We start from the raw sequence: 14,420 nt of genomic DNA on the forward strand, positions 1-14,420 counted from the left end.
CTTATTTCCCAAGACAGAACTGCGAGAATAACTGATCAATTAAGCTATCTGAAACAGTATCACCAATGATTTCACCTAGAAGCTCCCAAGTCCTTGTAATATCAATTTGTACCATATCAACTGGCATGCCTGCTTCTACAGCATCTAATGCATCTTCAAGTGTCTTACGTGACTGTTCAAGCAACGCAATGTGTCTAGAATTTGATACGTACGTTAAATCTTGTGATTCCACTGAACCAGCAAAGAAAAGCTCCGAAATAGACTTCTCGAGCTCATCAACTCCCTGTTCATTCTTTAGCGAAGTTGTAATCATTGGATGTTCTTCTGCTAACTTTTTCACTTTTGATAAATCAAGTTTCTCATCAAGATCGGTTTTATTAACAATGACGATAACATCCATACCTTCAACAGCTTCGAATAGCTTTTTATCTTCATCGGTTAGCTCATCGTTATAGTTAAGAACAAGTAGGATGAGATCCGCTTGTTTTAATCGTTCACGCGACCGCTCAACGCCAATTCGTTCGACAAGATCCTCAGTTTCACGAATACCAGCTGTATCAACTAGTCTGAGCGGCACGCCCCTTACATTAACATATTCCTCGATAACGTCGCGCGTCGTCCCAGGTACATCTGTCACGATGGCTTTGTTTTCATGAACAAGACTATTTAACAAAGAAGACTTTCCAACGTTAGGTCTTCCTACAATAACAGTAGAAAGTCCTTCACGTAGGATCTTACCCTGCCTTGCTGTGACCAGAATGCTTTTAATTTCTTCTTCTACTTCTTTTAACTGGTTTGTTAACAAATTCTGCGTCATTTCTTCAGCATCATACTCCGGGTAGTCAATATTAACCTCTACATGCGCTACCGTTTCTAGCAATTGCTGTCTAAGGTTAGCAATAAGCGTCGAAAGTCGACCTTCCATTTGATTTAATGCTACATTCATCGCTCGATCGGTTTTAGCTCGAATGAGATCAATCACTGCCTCTGCCTGTGATAAATCAATTCTACCGTTAAGAAATGCTCGTTTTGTAAACTCACCCGGTTCTGCAAGACGAGCTCCACTTCTTAGAACAAGCTCAAGAACCCTATTAACTGATACAAGTCCACCATGACAGTTAATTTCAACAATGTCTTCTCTTGTAAATGTTCGAGGACCTCTCATGAGAGAAACCATAACTTCCTCTGCTACTTCATCTGTATCAGGATCAATAAGATGACCATAATGAATGGTGTGAGAATCCACTGAGTTCAGTGTTTGTTTCCCTTTATACAATCGATCTGCAATCTCCACCGCTTCTGAACCGCTTAGACGGACAATCGCAATCGCTCCTTCTCCCATTGGAGTCGATATCGCGGCAATTGTTTCATATTCCACTTGTATTCACCTCTCTTATTCAAACAAATCGTGTTCTATCTATTAACAACTTTCTTATATATAAAGAATGCTAGTATTAGTTTAACCAATTATCCACAGTGGATAACTCCATCTGATAACATGACAGACTAATCCACAATACCTTTTAGTGTAACCCATTTTCATTAAAAAAGAAATAAGTATGCCCAGCGGTAGATGAACCTTTTTTGTCTAGATTACAGGCTCTTTTCTTAAACAATGGTGTTGTAAGTGTGGGTTAATTTCCGCTCTAGGATGATCGCTTTCTGCGGGGCGGGCTGTGAGCCTCCTTCCGCTCCAATTAGCTAAGCTTGGTTTTCTATACTAACATTCTTTCGAAAGCAACAATCTTTTATAAAAGAGCCTAAAAGAAAGTAGAATCCATCTTCTTTTTCCTCAAAAAAACCTCCGGGCATATGCCCGAAGGTTTAACGTTATTTATTACGTGGAACGATTACCACACGACGATGTGGATCATTTCCATCAGAGTGAGTAGATATCCCCTTCTTGTCTTTCAAATAAAGATGGATAACTTTTCGTTCAAGCGACGGCATCGGTTCTAGCTGTATGTCCCTTTTCGTAACCATCGCTTTGTCCGCAAGACGATCAGCGAGTTTTTTTAACGTCTCTTCTCGTCTTTCTCGGTAATTCTCTGCATCGAGAACGACACGAACAAATCGGTCAGAAAATCGATTTGCGGCAAGATTCGTTAAATATTGCAGTGAATTAAGAGTTTGGCCACGTTTCCCTATCAAAATCGCTATTTTCTCGCCAGAAAGTGTAAAGTAAAGGTCTCGATCTTCCCTTCTACCTTCTATTCTGGCTTCAACACCCATGTTGCTAATGACTTCTTGTAGAAAAGTACTTGTTTGCTCCATGACGTCTCGTTTTATAGTTACTTTAATGCGGGCTGGCTTTCCTCCAAAACCTAAAAATCCTTTTTTAGGTTCATCTAGCACTTCAATATCAACATTCTCTTGAACAGTTCCGATTTGATTCAGCGCATCTTTCATGGCCTCTTCAATCGTTTTCCCCGTTACCGTAACGCTTCTCACTTTTTCGTTCCCCCCGTATCCGAATCAGCGGTTTTAGTGGCAGGCTTCGTAATAAAGTAAGTTTGTGCAATCATAAAAATGTTACCTACTACCCAGTAAAGCGCAAGTGCTGCAGGGAAGTTGATAGCAAATACAATAATCATAATCGGCATAACATATAGGAGCATTTTCATTTGAGGCTGTACTGCTCCACCGCTACCCATCATAATTTTTTGTTGAATAAATGTTGTAAGACCTGCAGTCAAGGCCAGGATAATATCTGGAGAACCTAGGCTAAACCAGAGGAAATTATGTGTTTCAATTGCTTGAGTACGCATAATAGCATGGTAAAAACCTAATAGAATCGGCATTTGAACCAGGATTGGTAAACAGCCTGCAAGTGGATTAACTCCATTTTGTTGAAAGAGCTGCATTGTTTCTTGCTGAAGTTGCTGCTGCGTCTTCTGGTCTTTACTGCTGTATTTTTCTTTAAGTTTCTGCATTTGTGGCTGCAGTTCCTGCATTGCTTTCGAACTTTTGGTTTGTTTAATCATTAATGGAAGTAATAGAAGTCGAATTAAGATTGTAACAATCATAATAGACAGTCCATAATTCCCATCACCAGTTAAATTAGCGAAAAATGTTAATGTTACGGAAAGTGGATATACGATATATACACTCCAGAATCCAGTGCTTTCTGCATCAATTGGTTCATTTACATTACAGCCTGATAGCACTGCAATAAGACCAATTAATAGAAATGCGAGGGTTATTTTTTTCCTCACGCTTCATCCTCCTTGCAATCATATCTAAACATCTATATATGTAAGTAAAAGCAACATCACTATTTCTTTCTTTCTGGCACAGGATCAAATCCCCCAGGATGAAATGGATGGCATTTCGAAATTCTTCTAACCGTCAGCCATGTTCCTTTTAAAAAACCATGATTTTGATATGATTCGAAACTGTAATGAGAACACGATGGGTAAAAACGACACGATGGAGGAGTTAAAGGCGAAATGAATTTCTGGTAGACGCGGATTAGCATCATTGCCAGTTTTTTCATTTAACATCCCTTCCTTTTCCACCGTGTTTAATACCTCTTAAAACATGGGCCCGGTTGAGTACATGTTTTAAACTGCCTTTTACCTCTTCAAAAGTCATATCAGATGTAGGTTTTCGAGCAATAACGACAAAATCATAAGGAAACTTGATTTGATCAGTTAGCTGATGAAATGATTCGCGAACAAGTCGCTTTACGCGATTTCTCGTCACAGCATTTCCAATTCGCTTACTTACTGAAAGGCCAAGTCTAAATTGAGGTTGATCATTTCGCTTTAAAACATACACAACAAATTGTCTATTTGCAGTTGAGCTTCCGTTTTTAAATACGTTCTGAAACTCAGAATTCTTTTTAATCCGGTAGTTGCTATTCAATCCGCACACTCCCAGTGTTACTTGGATAAGCACATTATAAACCTTATCTTAAAAAAAGACCACTGATGATCAGTGGTCTATGCAGACAATACTTTTCTACCTTTACGGCGACGACGAGCTAGAACTTTACGTCCGTTAGCTGAGCTCATACGTGCACGAAAACCGTGAACTTTTTTACGTTTACGTGTGTTTGGTTGAAACGTTCTTTTCATTATATTACACCTCCCTGAGGATAAACTGTATAAAGACAGTCCAAGTAATTATAAGAAAGAAGGGTACTAATTGTCAAGTTTCTTCGTAAATTCACTTTAGTACCTTTTGCTTGCGAAGTTTCTCTCTCTGATCTAACAACCAGACTACTAGAATTTGAACAACCATTGAATAACGAAACTCCAAAAAACGCGTGTGGATAACTTTTTTCGACATTTTTCAGTTATGCACACCACTTATCGACAGGTTCTACACAAAATCTAGTGCTGTGGACAAATCGAGTCCACAAGATATGCGCTCTGTGGATAACTTCCCCAAAATCATTGCAATCACGCCATTCATTTGTTATGATATTTGTGTTTTAACTCGTGAATAAGAATATGCGCGTTATTAACAGTCCACAGTCTGTGGATAAATATGTGGACAGTTATTAAGGGGTGTTTACGCCTACGTCCACAACCCTGTGAACTCAGTCGATAATTCGACTTTCTTCTATATTATATGATTCACTTCGATTTTGTGGACAGTATAATTATTAATGAATATTCAAACGGTTATACAAAGGTTGTACGTTGGCATATTAGGCGAATATCGTCAGCGGTTACAGCCTGTTTTTATTTTGGGAACAAAAGGAGGGACTTCGTTGGATAACATCACGGATCTCTGGCAGCAAGCCTTATCAGAAATCGAAAAAAAATTAAGTAAACCCAGTTTTGAAACGTGGTTGAAATCAACTTCAGCAAACAGAATGGAAGGCAACACCATTATCATTACTGCACCCAACGAGTTCGCACGAGACTGGCTCGAGTCCAGATATTCAAGTTTAATTACCGAGACACTTCTGGAACTAACAGGTAGTGAATTAAGAGCAAAGTTTATTATTCCGCAGAATCAGTCAGATACTGACCTTGATATCGAACAGTCTATGAAGAAAAAACCAAAGGCTAATCCAGCGCAGGAAGAGCACCCACAAAGCGTGCTTAACTCTAAATATACTTTTGACACTTTTGTTATTGGATCGGGAAACCGCTTTGCGCATGCCGCTTCTCTTGCAGTAGCTGAAGCACCAGCGAAAGCCTATAATCCACTCTTTATTTATGGGGGAGTAGGACTTGGGAAAACTCACTTAATGCATGCGATTGGACACTATGTAATTGAGCATAATCCGAATGCAAAAGTAGTCTATTTATCATCTGAAAAATTCACGAATGAGTTTATTAACTCAATTCGTGACAATAAAACCGTCAATTTCCGCAACAAATATCGAAATGTAGACGTGCTATTAATCGATGATATTCAATTTCTAGCTGGAAAAGAACAAACACAAGAAGAGTTTTTCCATACGTTTAATGCACTTCATGAAGAAAGTAAACAGATTGTAATCTCAAGTGATCGACCACCTAAAGAGATTCCAACTTTGGAAGATCGTTTACGCTCACGTTTCGAGTGGGGTTTAATTACGGATATCACGCCTCCTGATCTTGAAACAAGGATTGCGATTCTTCGAAAGAAGGCAAAAGCTGAGGGATTAGACATTCCAAATGAGGTTATGCTGTACATTGCTAATCAGATTGATACGAATATACGAGAGCTTGAAGGTGCACTAATTAGAGTTGTAGCCTATTCCTCTTTAATCAATCAAGATATGAACGCAGATCTTGCAGCGGAAGCATTGAAGAACATTATTCCTTCTTCTAAACCAAGAGTTATTACCATCCATGATATCCAAACCGTTATTGGTGATCACTATTCTGTAAAGCTTGAGGATTTTGCAGCTAAGAAAAGAACCAAATCTGTAGCATTCCCTCGCCAGATTGCGATGTATCTTTCAAGAGAGCTTACAGATTTCTCACTTCCTAAGATTGGGGAGGAGTTTGGGGGACGAGATCACACAACCGTTATCCATGCTCATGAGAAAATCTCAAAATTGGTTGATTCTGATCAAGAACTTCAGAAAAAAGTGCAAGATATTGTGGAACAACTAAAAAATGGTTAATCTTCTTTTTGTGGATATTAGTTAATAGAGTGTGTACAATTATCAATAGTTACTCACACACTATCCACAGGTGGATATTAACAGCATCATGGGTTCGTGAACACTTATCCACACATTCACAGCCCCTACTAGTAAGACTACGACTTTTTTTAAGTAATAAATATATTATTAGGGTCATTTATTTAGGAGGTTAATTATGCGTTTCACAATTGAAAGAGACCATCTTGTTTCAAGCGTATCTGATGTAATGAAAGCTGTATCTTCAAGAACAACAATTCCTATTCTAACGGGCATCAAAATTGTTGCGAGTGATGAAGGGGTAACTCTTACAGGCAGTGATTCTGACATTTCGATCGAATGTTTCATTCCCTCAGAGGAAAATGATAAACAAATCGTTGAAATTTCTAAGATGGGAAGTATCGTCCTTCAAGCGCGCTTCTTCTCAGATATTGTGAAGAAATTACCTGGTGATCAGGTTGAAGTAGAAGTATTTGATAGTCTAACAACTAGAATTCGTTCTGGTTCTTCGGAATTTAATCTAAATGGATTAGATCCTGAAGAATATCCACGTCTACCAGAAGTAGAAGCACAGGAAGGTTTTCAAATACAGGCAGATCTTCTTAAAAACATTATTAGACAAACTGTTTTTGCTGTTTCTACTTCAGAAACTCGACCGGTGTTAACAGGTGTAAACTGGAAGCTTGAAGATGGCGAGTTAAACTGTACTGCTACAGATAGTCATAGACTTGCACTTCGAACTGTTAAGGTTGAACCGAATAATAACGAGCTTTCATTTTCCAATGTTGTGATTCCTGGTAAAAGCTTAAGTGAACTATCTAAGATCATTGATGACAATGAAGAGCTTGTGGATATTACGGTGACGGAGAATCAAATTCTCTTTAAATCAAAGCACATCTTATTCTTTTCAAGACTTCTTGACGGAAATTATCCTGATACAAGCCGTCTGATTCCAAACGATAGCAAAACAAACGTTACGGTTTCAGCTAAAGAACTTTTACAAGCGATTGACCGTGCGTCAGTTCTTGCTCGCGAAGGAAGAAACAATGTGGTTAAACTTGCAAGCATTGAAGATTCTACTTTGGAAATCTCATCAAACTCACCGGAGATCGGGAAAGTTATTGAACAAGTTCAATCACATTCATTTGATGGAGAAGAGCTCAAGATCTCATTCAGTGCGAAGTATATGATGGATGCGTTAAGATCAATGGATTCTAACGAAGTAAATATCAGCTTCACTGGAGCCATGCGACCATTCTTAATTAAACCAATTGAAGGTGCTGCCATTATGCAGTTGATTTTACCGGTCCGCACTTATTAAAATTTACTAGCAAAAACGAATAATATTAAGCTGCTGAGGAGTTTACTTCCAGCGGCTTTCTCTTTTTCGTAAAGCTTTTGAAACTTTTCGTCCTAATACTCATGCGTTTTAGGGGAAAAAGAGGTATAATAAACTATTGTCATCCTTCAGATTCGATTTAGTGAAGTTGGATAGAAGGAGAATGAGGTGAACGAGAATGAATGAAATTAAATTAATAAAAGAATACATTACTCTTGGACAACTTCTTCAAGAAGTGGGAGTAATTAATACAGGCGGTATGGCAAAGTGGTTTCTGTCAGAGTATGAGGTCTATGTAAACGGAGAATTGGAAGACCGACGTGGCAGAAAATTAGTTAATCAGGATGAAATTATGATTCCTGGAGTCGGGGAGTTTGTTGTATCTAGCTGAATGGGGGTTTCCCGTTGCATCTAAACACATTAAAAGTTACCAATTATCGAAATTACGGTAAGCAGGAGCTTCAGTTTGAAAATAACGTCAACGTTTTTCTTGGGGAAAATGCCCAGGGCAAAACAAACATCATGGAAGCCATCTATGTACTTGCTATGGCCAGATCCCATCGTACGCCACGAGATAAAGAATTAATCAATTGGGACGAGGAATATGCTAAAATAGAAGGTAGAATAGAAAAGCGAAACGGTCCCCTTTCCCTCCAACTGGTTATTTCCCATAAAGGTAAAAAAGCCAAGTTAAATCAATTGGAACAACAGAAGCTCAGTAATTACATCGGTGCATTAAATGTTGTCATGTTCGCGCCAGAGGATCTCAACCTTGTTAAAGGGAATCCGGGTGTGCGTCGGCGGTTTATTGATATTGAAATTGGCCAGGTACAACCAGTCTATCTGTATTATCTTGGCCGATATTTGAAGCTTCTACAGCAAAGAAATAGTCTGTTGAAAACTCTTCGTTATCAAAAAACACCGGATTATGTGATGTTAGACATTTTGACCGAACAATTGATTGAAGCAGCAGCGAATATCTATATACGTAGAGTTCGATTCGTTCAACTCCTTCAGAAATGGGCTGAACCGATTCATTATGGGATCAGTAGAGGACTTGAAAAACTCGAGATCCATTATAATCCTACAGTTGAGGTATCAGAACCAACAGATTTGTCGAAAATAGTAGATGGATATAAGCAAAAGTTTGATAAAATTAAAGAGAAAGAAGTTGAGCGTGGCGTGACGCTTGCGGGTCCCCATCGCGATGATTTGTCGTTTTTTGTAAACGGAAAAAATGTTCAGACGTATGGATCGCAAGGACAACAGCGTACAACTGCTTTATCGCTTAAGCTTGCTGAGATTGAATTGATTCATAGTGAAGTAGGCGAATACCCATTGCTTCTACTCGATGACGTACTGTCAGAATTAGATGATTTCAGACAGTCGCATCTTTTAAATACAATTCAAGGGAAAGTTCAAACCTTTGTTACAACGACGAGCGTTGAAGGGATTAATCATGAAACACTTGAGAAAGCAACAACTTTTCAAGTTCAGGCTGGTCTAATTGAAAAGGTGAAATGAGGTGAAGTGGTGTTTATACACTTAGGAGAGGACGTTGTCGTTCAATCGAGAGATGTCGTCGGCATATTTGATTGGCAGGTTATGGAGGAAGCAGAAATTACGAGTGAATTTTTGTATCGCCATCAGAAAGACAAGCTAGTTGAAGATATCGGCGGTGACTTAACCAAATCGATCGTAATTACTACTGACACGGTTTATTTGTCCCCTTTATCTTCCCTTACACTGAAAAGACGAGCTTATACAGTATCAGACAGTGTTGAAACAACGATAAATGGAGAATCATCTTAAAAACCAGAATGGCTGTCATGCAGCAAACTGGATTGAGTCTATCTTTGATAGAGAAATGTAGGTGAACATTATGACATTAGAACAACAGTCTAATAAAGAAAGAGAAAGCTATGATGAAAGTCAGATTCAGGTCCTTGAAGGTCTAGAGGCTGTTAGGAAGCGTCCGGGAATGTACATCGGTTCTACGAGTAGCCGTGGACTGCATCATCTAGTCTGGGAAATTGTCGATAACAGTATTGATGAAGCATTAGCAGGTTACTGTTCACAGATTACCGTTAGTATTGAGAAGGACAACAGCATTACCGTTGAAGATAACGGACGTGGGATTCCAGTTGGTATTCAAGAGAAAATGGGTCGCCCTGCAGTAGAGGTTATTATGACCGTACTGCATGCAGGCGGTAAGTTCGGTGGCGGAGGGTATAAAGTATCCGGCGGACTGCACGGTGTTGGTGCCTCAGTCGTTAACGCCCTCTCTTCTAAATTAGAAATTACAGTTGAACGTGAAGGGAACGTTTACTACCAAAGCTATACGCGCGGTGTACCTGATGAAGACCTTAAAGTTGTTGGGGAAAGTGACATTACAGGAACAACAATTCATTTCATCCCCGATACCGAGATCTTCACTGAGACCATTGAATATGAATTCGATATCCTTGCACACCGTTTAAGAGAACTAGCTTTCTTAAACAGAGGCATCAAAATTGTTGCACAGGATAAGCGTCCAGAAGAGAAAAAACGTAATGAATACCATTACGAAGGTGGTATTAAATCATACGTTGAGCATCTGAATAGAACTCGTGAAGCGCTGCATGAAGAACCTATTTTCGTTGAAGGTGAACGAGAAGGCATATCTGTTGAGATTGCCGTTCAGTACAATGATGGTTTTGCTAGTAATATCTATTCATTTGCAAACAACATTAATACCCACGAAGGTGGAAGCCATGAGTATGGTTTCAAAACAGCTCTTACGCGTGTTATTAATGATTATGCTAGAAAGAATAGTCTATTCCGTGAAAGTGATCCTAACTTAACCGGTGATGATGTACGAGAAGGATTAACGGCTATCATTTCTATTAAGCATCCAGATCCACAGTTTGAGGGTCAAACAAAGACGAAACTTGGAAATGCGGAAGCTCGTACAATCACAGAATCAATCTTTGGTGAAAAATTCTCTATGTTCCTTTTCGAGAATCCACTTGTCGCTAAACAGATTGTCGAAAAAGGTCTTATGGCTTCTCGAGCAAGAGCTGCCGCAAAGAAAGCAAGAGAACTTACAAGAAGAAAGGGTGCTCTTGAAGTAAGTGCACTGCCTGGTAAGTTAGCAGACTGCTCATCTAAAGATGCATCTATCTCAGAACTATATATCGTTGAGGGTGACTCAGCTGGTGGTTCTGCAAAGCAAGGACGAGATCGTCATTTTCAGGCTATTCTACCACTCAAAGGTAAAATCCTGAATGTTGAAAAGGCTCGACTTGATAAAATCCTTTCAAACAATGAAATACGTGCGATCATTACAGCACTAGGAACAGGTATCGGTGAAGATTTTGATTTATCAAAAGCGCGCTACCATAAGCTAATTATCATGACTGATGCAGACGTTGATGGTGCCCACATTAGAACATTGCTTCTAACGTTCTTCTATCGCTATATGCGTCCATTGATTGAGAATGGCTATGTCTATATTGCTCAGCCGCCTCTTTATAAGATCTCACAAGGTAAAAAAGTGACGTATGCTTATAATGACCGAGAGCTTGATATTATACTTGATGAAATACCGAAGAACCCTAAACCAGGTATCCAACGATACAAAGGTCTAGGTGAGATGAACCCGACTCAGCTATGGGAAACCACAATGGATCCTGAGTCGCGTACAGTGCTGCAGGTCGAACTGCAGGACGCCATTGAAGCAGATGAAGTTTTTGATATGTTAATGGGAGATCGAGTAGAACCGAGACGTAACTTTATTCAAGATAACGCCCATTACGTAAAGAACCTGGATGTTTAAGAATAAGTGTTAAGGGGGGCAATCCCCCTTTTCTGCTGTTAATGGGTGAAAAGTCGATGGTGCTAGATTGGATGTTTCCTTCTAGAATAGGTTCATTCATATAACCCAACGACCTATTGTTAAGAGATGAACAAGAGTATAATTGGAGGTTTTCCGTATGTCTGATATGGAAAGATCGAGAGTTAAAGAGATAAATATTAGTCAGGAAATGCGCACCTCCTTCATGGACTATGCGATGAGCGTTATTGTGAGTCGTGCCCTTCCTGATGTGCGAGATGGGTTAAAACCTGTACACCGTCGTATTTTGTATGCCATGAATGATCTAGGAATGACTTCTGATAAAGCATATAAGAAGTCTGCACGTATTGTCGGCGAAGTTATCGGTAAGTATCACCCACACGGTGACTCTGCTGTTTACGATACAATGGTGCGCATGGCGCAGGACTTCAGCTATCGCAATATGTTAATAGACGGACACGGTAACTTTGGGTCAATTGATGGTGACTCAGCAGCTGCGATGCGTTACACAGAAGCAAGAATGTCAAAGATCGCAATGGAAATGGTACGAGACATCAATAAAGACACCATTGATTATCAAGATAACTATGATGGTTCTGAAAGAGAACCAATCGTGCTTCCAGCGAGATTTCCAAACCTTCTCGTAAATGGTGCATCGGGGATCGCTGTAGGAATGGCCACTAATATTCCACCTCATAATCTAGGAGAAGTCATTGAGGGTATTCTTGAGTTAAGTGTGAATCCTGACATTACGATTCCAGAATTGATGGAGTTTATTCCTGGACCAGATTTCCCAACTGCAGCTGAAATTCTTGGACGAGAAGGCATTCGCAAAGCTTACACTACTGGACGAGGATCTATTATCCAACGTGCAAAAGCTGAGATTGAAGAACATAGCAACGGTAAGAAAACAATAATTGTATCTGAACTTCCTTATCAAGTTAACAAAGCACGCCTTGTTGAAAAGATTGCAGAGCTTGTTCGCGATAAAAAGATTGAGGGAATTACTGATCTTCGTGATGAATCCGATCGTAATGGTATGCGTGTCGTTATTGAAGTTCGTAAAGATGCAAATGCAAATGTTCTATTAAATAATTTGTATAAACAAACTGCATTGCAAACGAGCTTTGGTATTAACACTCTAGCTTTAGTAGACGGACAACCTAAAGTGCTAACGCTTAAAGAGTGTCTTGAACATTATCTAGAGCATCAGAAAGTAGTTATTAGAAGAAGAACGCAGTTTGAGCTTAATAAAGCAGAAGCAAGAGCACATATATTAGAAGGTTTACGTATTGCGCTTGATCATTTAGATGAAGTTATTAAATTAATCAGAGCATCTGAAACAACAGATATTGCTAGAGAAGGACTCATGACAAAGTTCTCTCTTAGCTACGATCAGTCTCAGGCTATTCTAGATATGCGTCTTCAGCGCCTTACAGGACTAGAGCGGGATAAGATTGAATCAGAATATCAAGAGTTAATGAAGCGAATCGCTGAACTGAAAGCTATTCTTGCTGATGATGAGAAAGTTCTTGAAATCATTCGCGAAGAGTTGACTGAAGTGAAAGAAAGGTTCGCAGATAAACGTCGTACTGAGATTACTGTTGGTTTCGACATGATTGAAGATGAAGATCTAATACCAAAACAGAATATTGTTATTACTTTAACGCACAAAGGTTATATTAAGCGTCTTCCAATTGATACGTATCGTAGCCAAAAGCGCGGTGGTCGTGGTATACAGGGAATGGGAACAAACGACGGAGACTTCGTGGAACATTTGTTTACCACTCTTACACACAATACGATTCTCTTCTTTACGAATAAAGGGAAGGTATACAGACTTAAAGGCTATGAAGTTCCTGAGTTGAGCCGTACGGCAAAAGGAATTCCAATTATTAACCTTCTTCAAATTGAGAAGGATGAATACATTACTGCTATTATTCCAATAGAAGAATTCGTTGATGATTGGTTCGTTTTCTTTGCAACGAAACAAGGGGTTGTAAAGCGGTCACCATTATCTGCGTTTGCAAATATTCGTAAAGGTGGCTTAATTGCAATCAACTTCAAAGAAGATGATGAGCTAATGGGTGTTCGTCTTACTAATGGATCAAAAGAGCTTATCATGGGAACAAAACAGGGGATGGCCATTCGATTCCATGAAGAAGATGTCCGATCTATGGGTCGAACAGCTACTGGTGTTAAGGGTATCTCTCTTCAAGAGAACGACCAGGTTGTAGGCATTGGTATTCTAGAAGAAGACCAGGACGTGCTGATTGTAACTGATAAAGGATTCGGTAAACGTACACCTATCGAAGAGTACCGTGTTCAAACTAGAGGCGGTAAAGGAATCAAAACGTGTAACCTCACAGAGCGTAACGGTATACTAACTGCGCTTAAGACGGTTACTCTTGAAGAAGAGTGTATGATTATCACAGAAAGCGGAGTTATTATCCGTATTGATGTTCAAGATATTTCACAAACCGGAAGAAACACACAGGGTGTGAGATTAATACGGATAGGTGAAGGTGACTCTGTTGCCACTGTAGCGAAAGTAGAAATTAATGAAGAGGGAATTGAAGGCGAAGACAATGATGAAGATGCAGCTACTGAAGAAGTTGGTGCAGAAGAGATCATCGATGTAGAAGCTGAAGAAACCCCTGGTGATGAAGAAACTAACGATTCAAATGACGAAGAATAAGGCTGTTAGAAAGGGAAGAGGAGAAATCCTCTTCTTTTTTTGTTTTTCTATTGCAAGTAGAGATTCAGAATGATAAGATGTAATTCCGTCGCTTTGACGGTGTCTCCAAAACTTTCTTGAATTGGTTTTAAAAAACTCATTAAAAAGTGTTGACGAGATAATAGCATACATGATATATTATTTAAGTCGCCGTTACGAAATGGTTGACAGGCAAAAAAGAATTTAAAAAGTTGTTGACGCCAACTGAGTTAATATGATATATTAATAAAGTCGCTGAAAACGACATTGAAAGAAATAAATTGATCTTTGAAAACTGAACGAAACGCCATGTAAGTAGTTGTTTCTACGGAAACAAAACATTGTTTTAAAAGCTAGATTAAGCTTTCTATCGGAGAGTTTGATCCTGGCTCAGGACGAACGCTGGCGGCGTGCCTAATACATGCAAGTCGAGCGGAGA

Annotated in this window: 13 protein-coding genes and 1 rRNA gene; 8 read left to right on the top strand and 6 right to left on the bottom strand. The window is 39.3% G+C overall.

What is annotated here, in order from left to right; all coding sequences use genetic code 11:
• Window position 1: 1 nt before the first annotated feature.
• The 6 genes from mnmE to rpmH all read right to left on the bottom strand — a co-directional run bounded on the left by mnmE (window position 2) and on the right by rpmH (window position 4,079).
• Window positions 2–1,378 carry a tRNA uridine-5-carboxymethylaminomethyl(34) synthesis GTPase MnmE gene (mnmE, locus tag JI666_RS08955; protein ID WP_206890926.1) on the bottom strand — a complete coding sequence of 459 codons (1,377 nt, stop codon included), beginning with the start codon at window positions 1,376–1,378 and terminating at the stop codon, window positions 2–4.
• Between the two features lie 452 nt (window positions 1,379–1,830).
• On the bottom strand, window positions 1,831–2,451 hold the full coding sequence (gene jag / locus JI666_RS08960) for an RNA-binding cell elongation regulator Jag/EloR (protein WP_206890928.1): 621 nt from the start codon (window positions 2,449–2,451) through the stop codon (window positions 1,831–1,833).
• Complete coding sequence (gene spoIIIJ, locus JI666_RS08965) at window positions 2,448–3,215, bottom strand: YidC family membrane integrase SpoIIIJ (protein WP_206890930.1); 768 nt, start codon at window positions 3,213–3,215, stop codon at window positions 2,448–2,450. Before spoIIIJ ends, jag begins: the two co-directional genes overlap by 4 nt.
• Before the next feature lie 59 nt (window positions 3,216–3,274).
• Complete coding sequence (gene yidD, locus JI666_RS08970) at window positions 3,275–3,496, bottom strand: membrane protein insertion efficiency factor YidD (RefSeq protein WP_206890931.1); 222 nt, start codon at window positions 3,494–3,496, stop codon at window positions 3,275–3,277.
• A complete protein-coding gene (gene rnpA / locus JI666_RS08975) occupies window positions 3,493–3,867 on the bottom strand; it encodes a ribonuclease P protein component (protein WP_206890933.1) in 375 nt (124 codons plus the stop codon). The genes yidD and rnpA overlap by 4 nt, the downstream gene beginning before the upstream one ends.
• A gap of 77 nt (window positions 3,868–3,944) precedes the next feature.
• Window positions 3,945–4,079 (bottom strand): 50S ribosomal protein L34, encoded by a 135-nt coding sequence (gene rpmH / locus JI666_RS08980; protein WP_048311109.1) that lies wholly within the window; start codon window positions 4,077–4,079, stop codon window positions 3,945–3,947.
• Window positions 4,080–4,720: 641 nt separating this feature from the next.
• On the opposite strand from rpmH, the gene dnaA reads away from it, so the two are divergent.
• The 8 genes from dnaA to JI666_RS09020 form a co-directional block, all read left to right on the top strand.
• On the top strand, window positions 4,721–6,073 hold the full coding sequence (gene dnaA / locus JI666_RS08985; RefSeq protein WP_206890942.1) for a chromosomal replication initiator protein DnaA: 1,353 nt from the start codon (window positions 4,721–4,723) through the stop codon (window positions 6,071–6,073).
• Window positions 6,074–6,269: 196 nt separating this feature from the next.
• The gene (gene dnaN, locus JI666_RS08990) at window positions 6,270–7,412 is read left to right on the top strand and encodes a DNA polymerase III subunit beta (protein ID WP_136948621.1); all 1,143 of its coding nucleotides are present in this window, start codon (window positions 6,270–6,272) and stop codon (window positions 7,410–7,412) included.
• A gap of 196 nt (window positions 7,413–7,608) precedes the next feature.
• A complete protein-coding gene (yaaA, locus tag JI666_RS08995) occupies window positions 7,609–7,821 on the top strand; it encodes a S4 domain-containing protein YaaA (RefSeq protein ID WP_206890946.1) in 213 nt (70 codons plus the stop codon).
• 14 nt (window positions 7,822–7,835) lie between these two features.
• Window positions 7,836–8,954, top strand: coding sequence for a DNA replication/repair protein RecF (recF, locus tag JI666_RS09000; RefSeq protein WP_206890947.1), 1,119 nt, complete (start codon window positions 7,836–7,838; stop codon window positions 8,952–8,954).
• 9 nt (window positions 8,955–8,963) lie between these two features.
• Window positions 8,964–9,242, top strand: coding sequence for an extracellular matrix regulator RemB (gene remB, locus JI666_RS09005; protein ID WP_136948618.1), 279 nt, complete (start codon window positions 8,964–8,966; stop codon window positions 9,240–9,242).
• Window positions 9,243–9,312: 70 nt separating this feature from the next.
• Window positions 9,313–11,247, top strand: a complete 1,935-nt coding sequence (gene gyrB, locus JI666_RS09010; RefSeq protein ID WP_206890948.1) for a DNA topoisomerase (ATP-hydrolyzing) subunit B — start codon at window positions 9,313–9,315, stop codon at window positions 11,245–11,247.
• 157 nt (window positions 11,248–11,404) lie between these two features.
• Window positions 11,405–13,963: a DNA gyrase subunit A gene (gene gyrA / locus JI666_RS09015; protein WP_206890949.1), complete on the top strand. Its 2,559-nt coding sequence runs from the start codon at window positions 11,405–11,407 to the stop codon at window positions 13,961–13,963.
• A gap of 385 nt (window positions 13,964–14,348) precedes the next feature.
• Window positions 14,349–14,420 (top strand): 16S ribosomal RNA (locus tag JI666_RS09020); the annotation flags it as partial.

Source organism: Bacillus sp. NTK071, assembly GCF_017303315.1.
Classification (GTDB): domain Bacteria; phylum Bacillota; class Bacilli; order Bacillales; family Guptibacillaceae; genus Guptibacillus.